Raw genomic sequence first — 17,727 nt, forward strand, 5'->3', positions numbered from 1 at the left:
CGTTGATCGTCTCAAAGGGGGCCTTCAAGACATCCGGGTCCGCTCCGGGAACGAAAGAACCCGCAGGCCAGAAGCCTGCGGGTCGCTTGTGGAGCGTTGGAGCGGGTGACGGGAATCGAACCCGCGTAGCTAGTTTGGAAGACTAGGGCTCTACCATTGAGCTACACCCGCTTGCCCCCGGAGTACCGGGTGCGAAAACAGCTTAGCGTGACCCGCTAGGCTGTGCTCACACCCCCCGGTGATCCTGTGGCCGGGAGTGTGACCCGGGATGTGGCGCAGCTTGGTAGCGCATCCGCTTTGGGAGCGGAGGGTCGCAGGTTCAAATCCTGTCATCCCGACTCAAGGTCTTCGACCTGTGAATACACCTCTTCCCGGACCGGCATATCCGGTCCGGGAAGCTAGTGCGGCGCTCAGTGACACTCCGCTTTGAGGATTCCCTCATGCCGCCTCGCACTCTTCAGCCCGCTCCCGGAGCGTGGCAGTCGTTACTCAACGAGTTCGCGATGGACCTTGAGTCCGACAACACCGCCTTATGTGATCGCCAGACTCGGCCGCCGCCTGCCGGGGCCGCTGCGGGCGTTCGCGGACACGCTGCGTGCCGAGCACACGAACGACCACGATTACGCGAAGGCGCCGGAGACCATCGACGAGGCGGAGCGGGAACGCCGTCAGGTGTTCACTTCGCAGACGTTCCGCACGATGCATCCGGTGGTGCGGGTGCACCCGGTGACCGGCGAACGCGGTCTGTACATCGGCGGGTTCGCGCAGCGGATCATCGGATTCGCGGGACATCCTGCGCCTGCTGCAGGCGTACGTGACGCGGCCGGAAAACGTCGTCCGGGTGACCTGGGAGCCGAACCAGCAACCGGGTGACCGTGGCGGGCGACGTCCCGGTGGGCATCTCGAAGGCGACGCTTCGCACTACTCCCCCGTCGCCTGACGCCCCGCGTTTAGTCCTCTAATCGCGATCCATGCACGGGCAACTACCGCAACCAGAGGACTGATTGCGGTAAGACTGGGGTCGTGAAGGACGATCGTCAGGTGGAAGCACTGCTCAGGGAGCTCGCCCCGCAGGTCATCGGGCTGCTGGTGCGACGGCACGGGCAGTTCGACGCCTGTGAGGACGCCGTCCAGGAAGCCCTGCTCTCGGCCGCGCAACAGTGGCCGGAGCAGGGCGTCCCGGACAGTCCGAAGGCTTGGCTCGCGACCGTGGCGTCGCGACGGCTCGTGGACGAGTGGCGCAGTGAGAGCGCCCGGCGCCGCCGCGAAGAGAACTCCGCGCTGATGGACCTGCCCGGGCCGGGCGAACCGTCCACAGTGTCCGCAGTGTCCACATCGGACGACACGCTCACCGTGCTCTTCCTCTGCTGCCACCCGTCGCTCTCCGCGCCGTCGCAACTCGCGCTCACCCTGCGCGCCGTCGGCGGCCTGACCACGGGTGAGATCGCGAACGCCTTCCTGGTCCCGGAATCGACGCTGGCCCAGCGGATCAGCCGGGCGAAGCAGACCATCAAGAAGGCGGGTGCGGAGTTCGTCCTGCCGCCGTCCGCCGAACTCGCCGAACGCCTCCGCGTCGTCCTCCAGGTGCTCTACTTGATCTTCAACGAGGGCTACACGACCAGCGGCGGCGCGGAGCTGCACCGCGCCGACCTCACCGCCGAGGCGATCCGGCTGACCCGTTTGCTGAAACGTCTGATGCCCGCCGAAGACGAGGTCACCGGCCTGCTCGCGCTCATGCTGCTGACCGATGCCCGCCGCGCCGCCCGCGCGGACGGCGACGGCGCGCTCATCCCGCTCGCCGATCAGGACCGCTCGCGGTGGAACGCGGAGATGATCGCCGAGGGTGTCGCGCTGGTGAGCGGGGTGCTCGAAGCCGGACCGGTCGGGCCGTACCAGGTGCAGGCCGCGATCGCCGCCGTCCACGACGACGCGGCCACCGCGGCCGACACCGACTGGCAGCAGATCCTCGCGCTCTACGACGTCCTGGAGAAGGTCTCCCCCGGCCCGGTCGTGACGCTCAACCGTGCCGTCGCGGTCGCCGAGGTCCACGGCCCGGAAGCCGCGCTCGAACTGCTCGGCGCCCTCGACGACGACATCAGGATGAGCCAGACCCACCGGCTCGACTCCGTCCGCGGGCATCTCCTGGAACTGGCCGGTGACACCGGCACCGCACGCGACGCGTATCTGCGGGCCGCCGCGAAGACCGCGAGCGAACCGGAGAAGCAGTACCTGACACTGCGCGCGGAGCGGCTCAGCTGAGCACGCGCAGGATCAGGTCGAGTGATCTGCCGTGGACGTAGCCGGTGTAGACGGCGTGGATCCGGTGCTCAGTGCCGTCGTACCGGGTCACGGTCGCCTTGATCGGGATGTCGCGCTGAGATACCCCAGCCGATCACCGCCGCGTCACGCGGTGTGACCCGCTCCGTGCCGCCACTCGCTCAGCAGGTCCTCGACGTGTCCGGCGAGGTCCACAGTGGACCCGTTGGGGTAGGCGAAATCCGGTTCCTCGTCCCATCGGTGCGCGAACCGGATCGAGCCCTCGTCGCAGGCGGCCAACGTGATGGCGGCCGCCAGACCGTCCTCCGGGATGTCCGCTCCGGGAAGCGCGAGAAGTGCCACAGGCTGTTTTGAAGCCCGTGCGATCGCGCGGTACGCGGCCTCGGCATCCACCTTCAGCCGCGCCAGCGTCGACTCACGCGGGTAGTCCTCCCAAGTGTCCGGCGCGTAGTCCAACGCCCACAGGCGTTCCGCCGTCGGCGGGTGGGTGTCCCAACGTGCCGGCGGCCGGACGGGGACGTCGGCGATCGCCAGCCACTCGCGCCGCGCTTCGAGCATCCGCGCGACGGCGACATGAGCCCGACAACCCGGCACGGTGGTCTGCCCATCCAGTTGCCCGTAATGGCCGAACTCGTGCGCCAGCAGCGCGTGTACCTGCGAGCGAGTAAACGCCTGGAGCGTCGGATGGCCGATCGTCAGGAACCGGCGGCCGGATTTCGAGCGTCTCCGCGAGGCCGGTGAGCATGGCCCACAGCGCCGGGGCGTCGTCGCGACAGGGCGCAACCCCTTTCGGCACAAAGGGTTTCGCCGAGCAGCAGTCCCAGCCAGAGCGCGGCCAAGGCGTAGAACCCCAGCACCAGGAGCACGACCTTGACCACGCCGATCCGTCCGCGCATGGCGGGGAACCTACCCGGTGACGACGTCCGGGTAGCCCGGATTGGCCGGACCCTCGATCATCACTCATCGGCCTTCCGTGCGGTCGCCATGGCGCGCTCGGTCTCCCAGAACGCCCGCATCGAGACGACCAGCCCGTCCTCGCGTACCCGGTAGACGAACACGCCGTCGGTGTCGACGCGGTAGCCGCCGGGCAGGTACGTCGTGATCGTCCCGACGTTCGCGACCTCGTCACCGGCCGCGTGGGAGTCGCGGATGGTGAACTGGAAGCGTTCGACGTTCGCGATCGTGGCCTCCCAGAAGGCCTTGATGCCGTCGTGCCCGTGGTGGCCCTTGCCCTCGGCGTCGAACATCGACGGCCCGACGGGGTCCTCGACGACGGCGTCTTCGGCGAAGAGCGCGAGCCACGCTTCCTTGTCTCCCGCGGTGACTGCGGTCATCGAACGGAACGCGGCCTGGCGCGCGGGCGGCTGTGCGGCGGCCGGATCCCAGCAGACGTCGACACCCATGGGTCAGTCCCCGATCTTCGCGATGATCTCGTCGCCGAACTTCTTGATGGAATCCAGCTTCGGCCCGGCTTCGGCGTCGAAACCGAGGCCGTCGAACACCCACGGCATGGTGATGATGTCGGTGACGCCGATGTCACCCTGCTCGCGATAGCCGTCGAGACCGAAGCGGTCGATGCAGACGGCCTGATACTCGAACGGGTCATCGGCGCGGCCCTGGCCTGCCAGCAGCCCGCGTAACTTGACGATCGTTTCGCGGAGGTCGTCGAACTTCATCATCGCCGAGGACCAGCCGTCGGCGACCCGTGCGGCGCGGCGCAGCGCGACATCGGTGTGGCCGCCGATGTAGAACGGCACCCGCGACGGCGGCGTGGGACTCATCCGGAGCTTGTCGAAGTCGAAGAACTCGCCGTGGTACTCGACCATCCCGCCGTCGAGGATCAGCCGCAGCACGTCGATCGCCTCGTCCATCCGCTTGCCGCGCTTCTCGTACGGCGCGCCGCACCAGCGGAACTCCTCCGGCGACCAGCCGACGCCGAGCCCGAGGCCGAACCGGCCGCCGGTCAGCGCCGCGACCGAGTTGACCTGACGTGCCAGCAGGACCGGATTGCGGGAGCCGAGTTTGAGCACGGAGGTGTAGAAGGTGAGCCGTTCGGTGACCGCGCCCATCGACGCGGCCGCCACCAGCGGATCCGCCCATGGCGTCTCCTCGGTCCAGAAGCGACTGCCGTCGGGTGTGTACGGGTAGTCGGCCGACACCGTTTCGGAGTAGAACAGGGAATCCGGGAGGGCGATCGAGGAGAACCCCGCCTCTTCGGCGGCGCGGGCGAGCTCGCCCAGTTGATCGAGCGGATTCATCGCGATCGACAGGGTGAACTTCATGGCAAGAACTATAACGTGTTCTAGTTTCACCCGCCAGTGCGCGCGGTGACCGGGAGCACTCGCCGGGAACCCTCGGCATACCACGCGCGTTGTCCGGAGCAAAGGGCCGAACGATTCCTGGAGTTGAACCCATGGGTACCGCGATCTTCCTGATCGTGCTTCTCGTCGTCGTGGTCGGCGGCGGCGTGTACTTCGCGAAATCCCAGGCGGCGGCCAAAAAGCGCCAGCTGGACGACGCGAAGGCGGACGCACGGCGCCTCGTCGAACGACTCGGCGGTCAGGTCATGAACCTCACCGGCACGGACACCGCCTCCCAGCAGGCCATGGCGGACGCGTCCGAGCGCTTCACCGCGGCGGGCTCCCAGATGGAGCAGGCACAGACCGCGGAACAGGCCCGGCTGGTCAGGGAGACCGCCATCGAGGGCCTCTATTACGTGCGTGCGGCCCGGCTCGCGATGGGCATGGACCCCGGTCCGGATCTGCCCGGCAGCGCGGAACGCGACCGAGCGGGCAAGGTCACCGAGTACCGCTCTGTCGACGTCGAGGGCGAACACTACGAAGCTTCCCCGGACCCGAGCCAGCGGACGCCGCACTATTACCCCGGCGGTCGCGTGGCAGGCCGTCCGGTTCCGCAGGGCTGGTACAGCGAGCCGTGGTGGAAGCCCGCGCTCGTCGCCGGCGCCTGGGGTCTCGGCTCGATGCTGCTGTTCAGCGCGATGTTCTCCGGGATGGCCGGGGTCGCGAGCGCGTCGGCGTGGGAATCGGGCTATGACGCCGGCCAGGAAGACGCCGGGGCGGCCGATGGCGGCGGTGACGCGGGAGACGCCGGTGGCGACATGGGCGGCGACGCCGGTGGCTTCGATGGCGGCGGTTTTGATGGCGGCGGCTTCGACTTCTAGTCCGGTTTAGAGAGTGCCGAAGGGCCCCTTCGCTATGCCCTGGATGGTTCCTTGACACAACTCACCGGCCATTCATACATTCGTTGTCACTTTGTATGAATGACGTGGTGTTCGCCGTCCGGACGGTTCCGGCGAGCCCTACCTCGGCCTGCTCCTGCAGGTGGGCGAGGCCGACTTCTTCACCGTCGAGGTCACGTCACCACCGACGACGACCTCCCTGGACTCGCCGAGATCCTGATGCGGCTCTTTCTCTCGTTCCTGCAGTACCCCGCGACCCCGGCGCTCACCGACGACCGGCTGCGGGCGCTCGTCCGCCGCTGGATCGGACCGGCTCTCCGGTCGTGGCCCGAGGAGGATTCCGAGCCCCTCCACCACCAGCCACACAGATGTCCTGAAGGCCCCCTTTGAGACGTTGAACGTCTCAAAGGGGGCCTCCAGGACACCACGACCACCAGCACCCACCACGCCGGGTTTGCCTTACGCCTCAAGAACCCGAACTCACGCGGGCTGGCAGGTGGGGCACCAGAAGAGGTTCCGCGCGGCCAGAGCGCTACGCAGCACCGAAGTCCCGCACACCAGGCACGGCTCCCCGGCCCGGCGGTAGACGTAGACCTCGCCCCCGTGCCGGTCCTGCCGCGGCGCGCGGCCGGTCGCCTCGGGCAGGTGTTCGGGCGCGACCGTGTCGATCCGTCCCACCCGGACACCGTGCCGCATGAGCGTCACGAGGTCGGCCCACAGGTCGTCCCACAGCCCGCGATCGAGCGCGCGGCCAGGGACAAGCGGGGCGACACCGTGCCGGAACAGCACTTCGGCGCGGTACACGTTGCCGACGCCCGCGAGTACCGACTGGTCCATCAGCAGCGCCGCGATCGACGTCTTGGACCTTGAGATCCGTTCCCACGCCTTGTCCGGCTTCGCGTCACGACGCAGTGGATCCGGGCCCAGCCGGGCCTTGATCGCCTCGACACGGGACGCGTCGAGCAGTTCGCACTGGTTCGGGCCACGCAGATCCGCCGAATGGGTCGGGCCGACCAGCCGCAGCCGCACCTGCCCGATCGGTTCCCCGACGGGCAGCGGCTCGTCGGAGAACGTGCCGTAGAGGCCGAGATGGACGTGCACCGTCCCGTGTGGACCGTAGTCGTGGAACAGATGCTTCCCGTACGCCTCGGCCTTCACCAGCACCCGGCCGTCCAAACGGGACGCTTCGGTGGCGAACCGTCCCTGCGGGCTGCTCACCTCGACCGGGTGACCGGCGAAACGGCGTTTGTGCAGCCGTGCCAGGCGATGGAGCGTATGCCCCTCGGGCACGTCAGTGCTCGGGCAGCGGTGGCGGCCAGCCGGTGTTCTCGTAGTCGAGGATCTGCTGGACACGGCGGCCGTGGCGCTCGTCCGGGCTCGGCGGGGTCGCGAGGAACGCCTCGACGATCTCGGTGGCCTCTTCGGTGGTGTGCATCCGCGCGCCGACACCGATCAGCTGGGCGTGGTTGTGCTCGCGGGTGAGCTTCGCGGTCTCGACACTCCAGGCGAGACCTGCGCGAGCGCCCTTCACCTTGTTGGCCGCGATCTGCTCACCGTTGCCGGAACCGCCGACGACGATGCCGAGGCTGCCCTCGTCCGCGACGACCCGGCGGGCCGTCTCGATGCAGAACGCGGGGTAGTCGTCCACCGCGTCGTAGACGAAGGGACCGACGTCCTCGACGTCGTGGCCCTGCTCCTTGAGGTGGGCCACGAGGTGGTTCTTCAGTTCGAAACCGGCATGGTCAGAGCCAAGGTAAACACGCACGGTGTGAGTCTAAGACGCGCGCGCGTCTCGGGCATTCTCTGGGGGTGAGCATCTGGGGCCAGCGTGAATCCGACATCAGACTCGAATGGGGACCCGAAGGCGTCGACGCGCTCGGGAAGGACTGTGCCGTTCTCATCATCGTCGACGTGCTTTCCTTCTGCACCACCACGGATCTCGTCCTCGGCAACGGCGGCCGCGTGCTGCCGGTGCGCTGGCGTGATCAGCGGGGCGAGACCGAAGCGAAGGCCGCAGGCGCCATCCTCGCGGGTGAACGCGAGTGGACGCTCCGGCCGTCGTCTGTGACGGAGATCCCTTCCGGCACACTCCTCGCACTCCCCTCCCCCAACGGCGCCACGCTCTGCGACGGCGCCGCCACGACCGGCGCCGAAGTCCTGGCTGGCTGCCTGCGCAACGCTTCCGCCGTCGCCGCGCGTGCCGCGCGACTCGCGGGCGGGCGGCCGATCGGCGTCGTCCCGGCCGGGGAACGCTGGGGTATCGACCTGCACACCGAAGCCAAAACCTTCGGGCCGCTGCGGCCTTGCGTGGAGGATCACCTGGGTGCGGGCGCGATCGTGGCCGCGCTCGACGGCTACGGCCGCCTGTCCGCCGAAGCACGACTCGCGGCCATAGCGGCGAAAGCGACCAAGATCCCCGAAGCGCTGGCAGAGTGCTCTTCAGGGCGTGAGCTCGCCGCGGCCGGGTACGGCAACGACGTCACCCTCGCCGCACGGCTCGACACGAGCAGCACGGTTCCGGTGCTGCGCAACGGAATTCTGGAGGACCTGTGAACTGGCTCGAACTCTCGGATGGGGTGTACGCGCGTCGCTACGAGGAGCTGGACCTGACCGTCGGGCTGGTCGTCGGGAGTGAACGCTGCCTGGTCGTCGACGTCCGCGGCGACGTCGAACAGGGTGCCGAACTCGCCGCGGCGGTGCGGGAGATCACGCCGCTGCCGTGGTCGGTCGTCTACACCCACGCGCATTTCGACCACGCCTTCGGCACGACGGCGTTCCTGCCGTGCGACGTCTGGGCACACGAAGGCTGCCCGGCCGAACTGACCACGTACGGCGAGGGCGCGCGACACAAGTGGATCGAGCACTACCTCGGCGAAAACCGCCCCGAGATGGCGAAAGCACTGGAACGCACCGAGATCACGGTGCCGGACAAGCTGGTCAAGGAAACCGCTGAGATCGACCTCGGCGGCCGCACGGTCGTACTGCGGTTCCTCGGCCGTGCCCACACCGATCACGACCTCTTCGTGCACGTGCCGGACGCGGGGATCATCTTCGCCGGGGATGCCGTCGAGAACGCCGAAGCGGGCTTCAGCGCGTACTCCTTCAACGACGGCAGCTCACTCGCGGAGTGGCCCGGCGTGATGGACGCCATCCTCGCGCTGGAACCGAAGATCGTCGTCGCCGGACACGGTGACCCTGTCGACGCCGCGTTCATCGAGAAGCACCGCGACGGGTTGCGTGAGCTGGTCTCACTCAAGACCCGGATCGCGGCAGGAGACCTCACGACGGACGAAGCCGTCGCGAAGTCGTCCTACCCCGACGATGTCACCAAAGCGGCACTCGCGACGACTTAGTCGAAGTTCAGGTCCCCGCTCCGGGTGCGCTTCAGTTCGAAGAAGTCCGGGTAGCTCGCCAGCGCGCGGGCGCCGTCGAAGACCTTGACGGCGTCGTCGCCACGCGGGATCGAGCTGAGCACCGGGCCGAAGAAGGCGACGCCGTCGATGTGGATGGTCGGGGTGCCGACATCCATTCCGACCGGATTCATACCTTCGTAGTGAGACTTTTTCAGTGCCTCGTCGTACTCGGTCGATTCCGCGGCCTCGGCCAGCTCGGCCGGGGCGCCGATGGCTTCGAGGGTCTCCTTGATGACCTGCGGGATGTCCTGGTTGCCCTGGTTGTGGTGGCGGGTGCCGAACTCCGTGTAGAAGTCGCGGAGCGCCTTCTCGCCGTTCTTCCGCGCGAGTGCGGTCGCGACACGGACCGGCCCCCAGCCGCTGCTCAGAAGCTCCTTGTACTGCTCAGGGAGGTCGTCGCGGCCGGAGTTGAGCTCCGACAGGCTCATGATCCGGAAGCTCAAGTCGAGGGAACGCTGCTTCTCCACTTCGAGGATCCAGCGCGAGCTGATCCAGGCGAAGGGACAGATCGGATCGAAGTAGAAGTCGACCTTGGTCGTCTCGGACGGGGCGGTCATCAAGTTCTCCCAGTGCCATCGTCTTGGTGGAGCCGGTGCCTACAGAGTGCTACACAGCCGCCAACATCGCCGCCGTCGGTGTTGTTCCCGTCGTCAGCACCGGCCTTCGCATGATTGGATGCCTGTAGTTGGAAACCAGAACCGATACCGATGACCAGAGGTGCCAGTGCCCGCCCCCAACCTGACCCGAGACCAAGCCAAGCTGCGCTCGGAGCTGCTCGACGTCGAGTCCTACGACATCGAGCTGGATCTGACCGACGGCCGCGGCGGTCCCGGTGAAAAGACCTTCTCCTCGAAGACGACGATCAAGTTCGCGAGCGCCAAAAGCGGCGAAGCGTCGTGGGTCGACATCGTCGCCGAGGGGGTCGAGTCGGCCGTCCTCAACGGATCGGCCCTCGACGTCAGCGGGTACGTCGAAGACAAGGGTGTCGAGCTGCCCGGGCTCGCCGAGTCGAACGAACTCGTCGTGGACGCGGTCTGCCGGTACATGAACACCGGCGAAGGACTGCACCGTTTCGTCGACCCGGTCGACGACGGCGTCTACCTCTACACGCAGTTCGAGACCGCCGACGCCAAGCGTATGTTCGCTTGCTTCGACCAGCCCGACCTCAAGTCGGTCTACCGGCTCACCGTGATCGCGCCGAAGGACTGGAAGGTCATTTCGAACGCGCTCGTCGAGTCGGCCGAGGAGACCCCCGAAGGTGCCGTCCGCACCGTCTTCGCCGTGTCCGAGCGGATCTCGACCTATCTGGTCGCGCTGATCACGGGCCCGTACAGCGAGTGGCGCGACGAATACTCCGACTCCCACCGCACGATCCCGCTCGGCATCTACTGCCGCTCCTCGCTCGCCGAGCATATGGACGCGGACAAGCTGTTCACCGAGACCAAACAGGGTTTCGCCTTCTACCACGAGAAGTTCGCCACCCCGTACCCGTTCTCCAAGTACGACCAGCTGTTCGTGCCGGAGTTCAACGCGGGTGCGATGGAGAACGCCGGCGCCGTCACCTTCCTGGAGGACTACGTCTTCCGGAGCCGCGTCACGCGCTACGCCTACGAGCGCCGTGCCGAGACGTTGCTGCACGAGATGGCGCATATGTGGTTCGGCGACCTGGTCACCATGCGCTGGTGGGACGACCTGTGGCTGAACGAGTCGTTCGCGACCTTCGCGAGCGTGCTGGCCCAGGCCGAGGCGACCGAGTACAAGAACGCGTGGACCAGCTTCGCGAACATCGAGAAGTCGTGGGCGTACCGGCAGGACCAGCTGCCCTCGACGCATCCGATCGCCGCGGACATCGTCGACCTGCACGCGGTCGAGGTGAACTTCGACGGCATCACCTACGCCAAGGGCGCGAGTGTCCTGAAGCAGCTCGTCGCCTACGTCGGGCTCGACCACTTCCTCGAAGGCCTGAAGGTCTACTTCGGCAAGCACGCCTGGGGCAACGCGACCCTGGCGGACCTGCTGGGTGCATTGGAAGAGGCTTCCGGCCGCGACCTGTCGTGGTGGAGCGCGCAGTGGCTGGAGACCACCGGTCTCAACTCGCTGAGCCCGCGCTACGAGATCGGCGCCGACGGCAATTACACCTCCTTCGCCGTCACGCAGACCGGCGCCAAGCCGGGTGCCGGTGAGCTGCGCACGCACCGCGTCGCGGTCGGTGTCTACGACGAGGACGGCGACGGCAAGATCGTCCGCAAGCACCGCGTCGAACTCGACGTCGACGGCGAGCGCACCCAGGTGCCGGAGCTGGTCGGGCTCCCGGCAGGCAAGCTGGTGCTGGTCAACGACGACGACCTGACCTACTGCACGATGCGGCTCGACCCGGCGTCGCTGACCACGCTGATCGACCGCATCGCCGACATCACCGAACCGCTGCCCCGCACGCTGTGCTGGTCGGCGGCGTGGGAGATGACGCGCGAGGCCGAGCTCAAGGCACGCGACTTCGTCACGCTGGTCGAACGCGGCGTGCACACCGAGACCGAGGTCGGCGTGGTGCAGCGGCTGCTGCTGCAGGCGCAGACGGCGCTGAACTCGTACGCGAACAAGACGTGGGCGGCGGAGAAGGGCTGGCCGGCGTTCACCTCCCGGCTGCTGGACCTGGCGCAGGGCGCCGAGGCCGGTTCGGACCACCAGCTCGCCTTCGTGAACTCGCTCGCGGGTTGCGTGCTCGACGAGAAGACCCTGCAGATCATCGCGGGCTGGCTCGACGGCACGGCGCCCCTGGCGGGCCTGACCGTCGACACCGACCTGCGCTGGCGTCTGCTGCAGGCACTGGTCGCGCACGGCAAGGCGGAGAACCCCGAGATCGACGCGGAACTCGCCAAGGACGACACGGCCGCCGGACGACGTCAGGCGGAGCGCTCGCGGGCGCTGCGGCCGACCGGCGACGCGAAGGCCGACGCGTGGCAGCGGGCGGTGTACGACGACGAGCTGCCCAACGCGGTCAGCGACTCGCTGATCACCGGCTTCTCCCACCCTGGTCAGAAGCACCTGCTCGGCGACTACGTGACGCGGTACTTCGACGTCATCGACGAGGTGTGGCAGCGGCGCTCCAGTGAGCGCGCGCAGCCGACCGTGGTCGGGCTGTACCCGTCGTGGGCGGTCGAGCCGTCGACCGTGGAGGCGTCGGACGCGTGGCTGACCGGGGAGCACCCGGCGGCGCTGCGCCGTCTCGTGTCGGAAGGCCGGGCCGGGATCGTCCGCGCACTGGCCGCCCGTGAATTCGACTCGCAGGCCGGGCTCTAGTCCCGAATGCCACAAACGGCCCGTTACTTGCGAATTCTGCAAGTAACGGGCCGTTCATGGCGTTGAAGGTGCTTAGTGCTGCGGAGCGCCCGCCTGGTCGCTCAGCATGCGAAGGGCGTTCACGAGCCCGCCGACCAGGTCGCCTTCCTTGAAGGAAGCGACCATACTGGCCACGGCGAGCTTCGCGCCGCGATCGGGCAGGCGGTGCCGGGCCTGCGAGCCCGTCACGATCTCGATGGCGCGCTGGCCGGGCGACACGGCGACGATCACACCGTCGGCCGGGCCGTCGGTCGAGGCCAGCAGCCCTTCGGCGGTGACGCGGGTGTCCTCGCCGAGGTCGCCGAGGTAGACGCTGAAGTCGAGACCGGTCTCACGGCTGGCCAGCGTCAGCGCCTCGTCCAGCCGGGCAAGCTGCTGGGTCGAGAATGGGCTGATCGGCCCAGCCGGTTCGTACATCTTGGCGGCGGATACCCGGCCGCTGGAGGTAACGGCGGCGCCGTAACCGGGCTCTTCGTCAACAGCGGTGGACGAAGGGGTCAGTTCACCAGTTGCCACGAGCGCCTCCCGTCACCAAAGCTCCGTCCGCCGCGCTGAAGGCGGTCGCGCCACCCGCGGTCGCGGGCGAATGCCTGGCGCCGACCCCGTCGGGGTTGGCGCTCCACCACATGGCCGGGTATTCCCACGGCTGCCCCGGCCGGTACCGGGCGACGCCGGCACCCTTGGACCGCAGCGTGGCCACCCCGCAAAGCGCGTAGATGGCCAAGGGGATCACCGCGAAGACCAGGATCGTCTCGACAAGGTTCACGCGCGTGAGCGTATCCGATGCCGATGGGCCGCACCCGCTCGCACAGCCGTTCCACCACCACCCGGGGATGCCGTCGGCTCATCGCCTGAAGAGCGCCGTCCGCCGCTTGCCGCGAAAGCGCTCCCACGTTGAGCCGAAGCCCTCAAGGCCGAAAGGTTGCAACTCAACGTACGGGCGGCCGCACCCGCCGCTGTCGTCTTGTCGCGGCCTTGAAATCCTCGTAGCTTTTTCACCTGTACGGGCCTTGCGCCCACTCCCCCACCCCCAGCAGGTAACGCACCGGTCGCAGGAGGATATGTCATGCAGAGCACCCAGACACCCGGCCAGGCGATCGTCGACGACGTTTCGTCACTCTTCGAAATTGAATTCGCCCCCGGTACCCGTGTGACGGCGGGCACACGGGTTACTCGCGGTACTCGGGTCACTCGCGGTACGCGGGTCACCGCCGGCACCCGGGTCACCCGCGGTACCAGGGTGACCCGTGGCACTCGCGTCACGGCAGGCACTCGCGTCACCCGTGGCACGCGTGTCACTCGTGGCACCCGCGTCACTGCCGGAACCCGCGTCACCTGCGGCACCCGGGTCACCCGCGGCACCCGCGTGACCCGTGGCACCCGCGTCACCTGCCAGAGTGACTTCTCCCTGGCGGCCTGAACAGCACGACCGGCTGGACGGCGAGTAACGCGGTAGTAGGGGACGGCGTACTTGTAGCGCGACAAAGCAGCACCACGGCATCATCGGCCCGCCCCGGCCGCCGAAAGGCAGCCGGGGCGCCGATGCTTTTTGGAACCCGGTCAGAACCGGATCAGGCCGCGGTCCCGAGGTACGGCCGCCACAACGGGTCGGCCTCCTTGGAATGGGCCAGCAGCCGCCAGTGCGGCCCGTGCGGGGCCCTCGGCACGACGCGCAGGCGCCAGCCGATCTCGGAAAGCAGCTTGTCCGCCTTCCGGTGGTTGCACTTGGCGCAGCAGGCCACGCAGTTCGTCCAGCTGTGGGGGCCGCCGCGGCTGCGCGGGACGACGTGGTCGATCGTCTCGGCCCGCCCTCCGCAGTAGGCACAGCGGTACCGGTCGCGGTGCATCAGCCCGGCGCGGGTCAGCGGCACCTGTGCGCGGTAGGGCACGCGCACATAGGTGCTCAGCCGGATCACCGACGGCACGGGCAGCGAGACCGAGGCGGCGTGCAGTTCGAGCCCTCCGGGGTCGCCGTGCACCACCTCTGCCTTACCGCACATCACGAGGACCACCGCGCGCCGCAACGGCAGCGCCGTGAGCGGCTCGAACGTGGCGTTCAACAGCAATACCCGTCTACGGCCCCACGAAGTGGCAGTGGGTACCGCCGAAGTCGACGGGTCCCGCCCTCTACGCTGTCCGGGCGGGCGGGCAACACCCCCTGGCCGCGTTCCCGGCCCGCCCGGTGGGGCCCCATGCGAGGGGGCACCTCCCGGATGAGCGCGCAACACGACCTCCGGCGCCTGTCCGGCCAAGGCTTGGCTCGGGACGCCGAGGGGGATGGGTTGTCGGTCTGGCACTCGACCACCTCCACCGGTGCAGGCATAGTCGACCACAGATCAACCCCAAAGCGCACGTGTGTTACTGGACGTGTCACATGTACGCGCCCCCGCGGCCACCTGAAGCCGGGCGTGTCGAATCCCGCGGGACTCCTGCCGCGCCCAGCGGCGCGAAACGATCCCCGCCGAGTTGGAAAGGACATTTCTTCTCCGTGAACCTGCTGCCCACCGAACCCCCGGCTTGCACGAAGGACGCCAGCACGCTGTGCGGCCAGGTGTTCCAGGTCACAAACAACGAATGGCTCTCGGCGTCGGCGGGCTGGCTGGTGACGAAGCCGATCAAGATACTGATGATCGTCGCCGTGGCGTTCCTGCTGCGGTACTTGGTCCGGCGGCTGATCAACCGCGTGACGCGGATGCCGAGCGGCTCCAAGAAGCTCCCCGCGCTGTTGAGACCGCTGCGGGAGAAGGCACCCGAGGTCCTCGGCTCGGCGGTGATGGAACGACGCCGTCAGCGTGCCGCCACGATCGGCTCGGTGCTGAAGTCGATGGCGACGCTCCTGATCTACGGACTCGCGTTCATCCTCGTACTGGGCGAACTGGGCATCGACCTGGCGCCGATCATCGCCTCCGCCGGCATCGTCGGCGTCGCACTCGGTTTCGGCGCGCAGAACCTCGTCAAGGACTTCCTGTCCGGCATCTTCATGATGATCGAGGACCAGTACGGCGTCGGTGACGTCGTCGACGTCGGCGAGGCCTCCGGCACCGTCGAAGCGGTCGGCCTGCGAATCACTACTTTGCGTGACATCAACGGCACCGTCTGGTACGTCCGCAACGGTGAGGTGCTGCGGGTCGGCAACTCGAGCCAGGGCTTCGCCGTCGCCGTCGTCGACGTCCCGCTCAGCTACTCCGCCGACGTCGAAAAAGCCACCGAGCTGATGGCCGCGAAGGCCAAGACCTTGCTGGAGGGCGAGGCGCTGGCACCCAACGTGCTGGAGCCGCCCGAGATGCTCGGTGTGGAGTCCGTGACCCCCGAGGGCATCAAGCTCCGCCTGACGGTGAAGGTCCGGCCGGGCAAGCAGTGGGCGGTGCAGCGCGCGCTCCGGGCGAACCTGCTCGCCGCGCTCGACGAAGCGGGTTTCGAGCCGCCGCTGGGCCGCTACATGTCGTCCCCGCCCGCGAGCCGGTAGACAAGGGCAGAATGGAGCCGTGTCCGTGACCGAACCAGATCCCACCACCTTGTACGAGGCCGTCGGCGGCGAGCCGGTGTTCACCCGCATCGTCGCGCGTTTCTACGCCGAAGTCGCGGTCGACGAGGTGCTTCGCCCGCTGTACCCCGAGGAGGACCTCGGCCCGGCCGAGGAGCGCTTCCGGCTGTTCCTCATGCAGTACTGGGGCGGCCCGCACACCTACTCGGACCAGCGCGGCCACCCGCGGCTGCGGATGCGGCACGGGCCGTTCAAGATCGGCCCGATCGAACGCGACGCCTGGCTGCGCTGCATCAAGATCGCGGTCGACGAGGAGAACATCGAAGAGCCGTACCGCACGCGGCTGTGGGCCTACCTCGAAATGGCGGCCAACAGCATGATGAACAGCTTCGTGTGATGGCGAGGGGCGCGGCTTGGTGGGACCAGGCGGTCTTCTACCAGGTCTACGTGCGCTCTTTCGCCGACTCCGACGGCGACGGCGTCGGTGACCTCGAAGGCATCCGCGGCAAGCTCGGATACCTGGAGCTGCTCGGGGTCGACGCGCTCTGGCTGACGCCGTTCTACCGGTCGCCGATGGCCGACCACGGGTACGACATCGCCGACCCCCGCGACGTCGACCCGATGTTCGGCACCCTCGGGGACTTCGACGTCCTGCTGACCGAGGCGCACAAACGCGGCATCAAGGTCACCATCGACGTCGTCCCCAACCACACCAGCAACACCCACGACTGGTTCAAATCGGCGATGGCGGCGCCGCCGGGGAGTACGGAGCGGGATCGGTACATCTTCCGCGACGGGCTCGGCCCGCGCGGCGACCTGCCGCCGAACAACTGGGTCAGCGCGTTCGGCGGCCCGGCTTGGACCCGGGTGCCGGACGGGCAGTGGTACCTCCACCTGTTCTCCCCGCAGCAGCCCGATCTGAACTGGGGCAACCACGAGGTCGCCGCCGACCTCGAACGCACCCTGCGGTTCTGGCTGGACCACGGGGTCGACGGCTTCCGCATCGATGTCGCACACGGTATGGCGAAACCGCCGGGCCTGCCCGACATGGACCCGCGTGTGAACGCGGCCGGGCCGAACGAGTTCCACGACCCGCGGTTCGACAACGACCGCGTGCACGACATCCATCGGATGATCCGCAAGGTGCTCGACGAGTACCCGGACGCGATGGCCGTCGGCGAAATCTGGGTGACCGACGAGGAACGGCTCGCACGTTATCTGCGACCGGACGAACTGCATCTGGCGTTCAACTTCCGGCTCGTGCTGACGCATTTCGACGCGGACGCGCTGCGGACGGCCATCGAGCGCTCACTGGCGGTGCCGAAGTCGGCCGGGGCGCCCGCGACCTGGACGTTGAGCAACCACGACGTCTGGCGGCAGGTCAGCCGCTACGGCGGCGGTGACCGCGGCGTACGGCGGGCACGGGCGATGGCACTGGTCGAACTCGCGCTGCCGGGCACGGTCTACCTGTACAACGGCGAGGAACTGGGGCTCGGCAACGTCGACCTCCCGCCCGAGGCGCTGACGGACCCGCGTGCCAAAACCTCCGGCGCCGAATTCGGCCGGGACGCTTCGCGCGTGCCGTTGCCGTGGGAAGGCGACCGTCCGCCGTTCGGCTTCTCCCGCAATCCCCGGACGTGGCTGCCGATGCCCGCCTCGTGGGCGTCGGTCACGGTGGAAGCGCAACTGGAAGATCCCGGGTCGACGCTGTCGCTGTACCGGCGGGCGATCGAGATCCGCAAGTCCCACCAGGCCTTCCGCGGCGACGACCTGGACTGGTACGGCGCTCCGGCCGGCTGTTTCGCGTTCCGGCGGCGGGGCGGCGGCCTGATCTGCGCGCTGAACACGTCGGCGAGCCCGATCGCGGTGCCGCCGGGCGAAGTACTGCTGTCGAGCGTGCCGCTGGTGGACGGGAAACTGCCGCCGGATGCCGCCGTCTGGCTCGTCTGAGGAACCTGCCCGGCGGGTTGGTCCAGGGGGTCGTGAGTGATTTGGGTCGTTCTAACGACCCAAATCAC

General features: G+C 68.2%; 21 protein-coding genes and 2 tRNA genes. 11 read left to right on the forward strand and 12 right to left on the reverse strand.

Annotated elements, in window-relative coordinates; translation table 11 throughout:
• Nucleotides 1–97: 97 nt before the first annotated feature.
• A tRNA-Gly gene (locus tag AB0M65_RS32820) sits at nucleotides 98–171 on the reverse strand.
• A 93-nt stretch (nucleotides 172–264) separates the two neighbouring features.
• Here AB0M65_RS32820 and AB0M65_RS32825 point away from each other — a divergent pair.
• The 3 genes from AB0M65_RS32825 to AB0M65_RS32835 all read left to right on the forward strand — a co-directional run bounded on the left by AB0M65_RS32825 (nucleotide 265) and on the right by AB0M65_RS32835 (nucleotide 2,259).
• A tRNA-Pro gene (locus tag AB0M65_RS32825) sits at nucleotides 265–338 on the forward strand.
• A 196-nt stretch (nucleotides 339–534) separates the two neighbouring features.
• Nucleotides 535–873 carry a TauD/TfdA family dioxygenase gene (locus AB0M65_RS32830; protein ID WP_364036474.1) on the forward strand — a complete coding sequence of 113 codons (339 nt, stop codon included), beginning with the start codon at nucleotides 535–537 and terminating at the stop codon, nucleotides 871–873.
• 150 nt (nucleotides 874–1,023) lie between these two features.
• A complete protein-coding gene (locus AB0M65_RS32835; RefSeq protein WP_364036477.1) occupies nucleotides 1,024–2,259 on the forward strand; it encodes a sigma-70 family RNA polymerase sigma factor in 1,236 nt (411 codons plus the stop codon).
• 144 nt (nucleotides 2,260–2,403) lie between these two features.
• On the opposite strand, the gene AB0M65_RS32840 is transcribed toward AB0M65_RS32835, so the two are convergent.
• The 4 genes from AB0M65_RS32840 to AB0M65_RS32855 all read right to left on the reverse strand — a co-directional run bounded on the left by AB0M65_RS32840 (nucleotide 2,404) and on the right by AB0M65_RS32855 (nucleotide 4,559).
• Nucleotides 2,404–2,835, reverse strand: coding sequence for a hypothetical protein (locus AB0M65_RS32840; protein WP_364036480.1), 432 nt, complete (start codon nucleotides 2,833–2,835; stop codon nucleotides 2,404–2,406).
• Nucleotides 2,836–2,972: 137 nt separating this feature from the next.
• Nucleotides 2,973–3,173 carry a hypothetical protein gene (locus AB0M65_RS32845; RefSeq protein ID WP_364036483.1) on the reverse strand — a complete coding sequence of 67 codons (201 nt, stop codon included), beginning with the start codon at nucleotides 3,171–3,173 and terminating at the stop codon, nucleotides 2,973–2,975.
• Between the two features lie 60 nt (nucleotides 3,174–3,233).
• Nucleotides 3,234–3,680 (reverse strand): nuclear transport factor 2 family protein, encoded by a 447-nt coding sequence (locus AB0M65_RS32850; protein WP_364036486.1) that lies wholly within the window; start codon nucleotides 3,678–3,680, stop codon nucleotides 3,234–3,236.
• 3 nt (nucleotides 3,681–3,683) lie between these two features.
• Nucleotides 3,684–4,559, reverse strand: a complete 876-nt coding sequence (locus tag AB0M65_RS32855) for a TIGR03619 family F420-dependent LLM class oxidoreductase (protein ID WP_364036489.1) — start codon at nucleotides 4,557–4,559, stop codon at nucleotides 3,684–3,686.
• A gap of 131 nt (nucleotides 4,560–4,690) precedes the next feature.
• Here AB0M65_RS32855 and AB0M65_RS32860 point away from each other — a divergent pair, with 131 nt between their 5' ends.
• Entirely contained in the window at nucleotides 4,691–5,458 is a 768-nt protein-coding gene (locus tag AB0M65_RS32860; protein WP_364036492.1) for a hypothetical protein, read from the forward strand.
• Between the two features lie 138 nt (nucleotides 5,459–5,596).
• Here the strand turns inward: AB0M65_RS32860 and AB0M65_RS32865 are convergent, their stop codons facing one another.
• Genes AB0M65_RS32865 through AB0M65_RS32875 form a run of 3 tightly spaced genes read right to left on the reverse strand, consistent with a single transcriptional unit; the run spans nucleotide 5,597 to nucleotide 7,241 of the window.
• Complete coding sequence (locus tag AB0M65_RS32865) at nucleotides 5,597–5,923, reverse strand: hypothetical protein (RefSeq protein ID WP_364036495.1); 327 nt, start codon at nucleotides 5,921–5,923, stop codon at nucleotides 5,597–5,599.
• 33 nt (nucleotides 5,924–5,956) lie between these two features.
• Nucleotides 5,957–6,766, reverse strand: coding sequence for a DNA-formamidopyrimidine glycosylase family protein (locus AB0M65_RS32870; protein WP_364036498.1), 810 nt, complete (start codon nucleotides 6,764–6,766; stop codon nucleotides 5,957–5,959).
• 1 nt (nucleotide 6,767) lies between these two features.
• Complete coding sequence (locus AB0M65_RS32875) at nucleotides 6,768–7,241, reverse strand: ribose-5-phosphate isomerase (RefSeq protein ID WP_364036501.1); 474 nt, start codon at nucleotides 7,239–7,241, stop codon at nucleotides 6,768–6,770.
• 44 nt (nucleotides 7,242–7,285) lie between these two features.
• On the opposite strand from AB0M65_RS32875, the gene AB0M65_RS32880 reads away from it, so the two are divergent.
• Nucleotides 7,286–8,029 (forward strand): 2-phosphosulfolactate phosphatase, encoded by a 744-nt coding sequence (locus AB0M65_RS32880; protein WP_364036504.1) that lies wholly within the window; start codon nucleotides 7,286–7,288, stop codon nucleotides 8,027–8,029.
• On the forward strand, nucleotides 8,026–8,829 hold the full coding sequence (locus AB0M65_RS32885) for an MBL fold metallo-hydrolase (RefSeq protein WP_364036507.1): 804 nt from the start codon (nucleotides 8,026–8,028) through the stop codon (nucleotides 8,827–8,829). The genes AB0M65_RS32880 and AB0M65_RS32885 overlap by 4 nt, the downstream gene beginning before the upstream one ends.
• On the opposite strand, the gene AB0M65_RS32890 is transcribed toward AB0M65_RS32885, so the two are convergent.
• The gene (locus AB0M65_RS32890; protein WP_364036510.1) at nucleotides 8,826–9,446 is read right to left on the reverse strand and encodes a DsbA family protein; all 621 of its coding nucleotides are present in this window, start codon (nucleotides 9,444–9,446) and stop codon (nucleotides 8,826–8,828) included. The two genes, AB0M65_RS32885 and AB0M65_RS32890, sit on opposite strands and share 4 nt — an antisense overlap.
• Before the next feature lie 166 nt (nucleotides 9,447–9,612).
• Between AB0M65_RS32890 and pepN the strand changes: the two genes are divergently transcribed.
• Nucleotides 9,613–12,186, forward strand: a complete 2,574-nt coding sequence (pepN, locus tag AB0M65_RS32895) for an aminopeptidase N (RefSeq protein WP_364036513.1) — start codon at nucleotides 9,613–9,615, stop codon at nucleotides 12,184–12,186.
• 72 nt (nucleotides 12,187–12,258) lie between these two features.
• Here the strand turns inward: pepN and AB0M65_RS32900 are convergent, their stop codons facing one another.
• Together AB0M65_RS32900 and AB0M65_RS32905 are read right to left on the reverse strand one after the other, a co-directional pair.
• The gene (locus tag AB0M65_RS32900) at nucleotides 12,259–12,741 is read right to left on the reverse strand and encodes a DUF5130 family protein (protein WP_364036516.1); all 483 of its coding nucleotides are present in this window, start codon (nucleotides 12,739–12,741) and stop codon (nucleotides 12,259–12,261) included.
• Nucleotides 12,728–12,991, reverse strand: a complete 264-nt coding sequence (locus tag AB0M65_RS32905) for a hypothetical protein (protein ID WP_364036519.1) — start codon at nucleotides 12,989–12,991, stop codon at nucleotides 12,728–12,730. The genes AB0M65_RS32900 and AB0M65_RS32905 overlap by 14 nt, the downstream gene beginning before the upstream one ends.
• A 300-nt stretch (nucleotides 12,992–13,291) precedes the next feature.
• On the opposite strand from AB0M65_RS32905, the gene AB0M65_RS32910 reads away from it, so the two are divergent.
• Nucleotides 13,292–13,645, forward strand: a complete 354-nt coding sequence (locus tag AB0M65_RS32910) for a hypothetical protein (RefSeq protein WP_364036522.1) — start codon at nucleotides 13,292–13,294, stop codon at nucleotides 13,643–13,645.
• Nucleotides 13,646–13,796: 151 nt separating this feature from the next.
• Here AB0M65_RS32910 and AB0M65_RS32915 read toward each other — a convergent pair whose 3' ends face one another.
• The gene (locus tag AB0M65_RS32915; protein WP_364036525.1) at nucleotides 13,797–14,291 is read right to left on the reverse strand and encodes an HNH endonuclease; all 495 of its coding nucleotides are present in this window, start codon (nucleotides 14,289–14,291) and stop codon (nucleotides 13,797–13,799) included.
• Between the two features lie 422 nt (nucleotides 14,292–14,713).
• On the opposite strand from AB0M65_RS32915, the gene AB0M65_RS32920 reads away from it, so the two are divergent.
• From AB0M65_RS32920 to AB0M65_RS32930, 3 genes are read left to right on the forward strand one after another with little or no spacing between them, the layout of a single operon-like run.
• Complete coding sequence (locus AB0M65_RS32920; protein ID WP_364036528.1) at nucleotides 14,714–15,691, forward strand: mechanosensitive ion channel family protein; 978 nt, start codon at nucleotides 14,714–14,716, stop codon at nucleotides 15,689–15,691.
• 19 nt (nucleotides 15,692–15,710) lie between these two features.
• Nucleotides 15,711–16,106 carry a globin gene (locus AB0M65_RS32925; protein WP_364036531.1) on the forward strand — a complete coding sequence of 132 codons (396 nt, stop codon included), beginning with the start codon at nucleotides 15,711–15,713 and terminating at the stop codon, nucleotides 16,104–16,106.
• The gene (locus AB0M65_RS32930) at nucleotides 16,106–17,659 is read left to right on the forward strand and encodes a glycoside hydrolase family 13 protein (RefSeq protein WP_364036534.1); all 1,554 of its coding nucleotides are present in this window, start codon (nucleotides 16,106–16,108) and stop codon (nucleotides 17,657–17,659) included. Before AB0M65_RS32925 ends, AB0M65_RS32930 begins: the two co-directional genes overlap by 1 nt.
• Nucleotides 17,660–17,727 lie beyond the last annotated feature (68 nt).

It is taken from the genome of Amycolatopsis sp. NPDC051071 (assembly GCF_040682875.1).
Taxonomy (GTDB): domain Bacteria; phylum Actinomycetota; class Actinomycetes; order Mycobacteriales; family Pseudonocardiaceae; genus Amycolatopsis.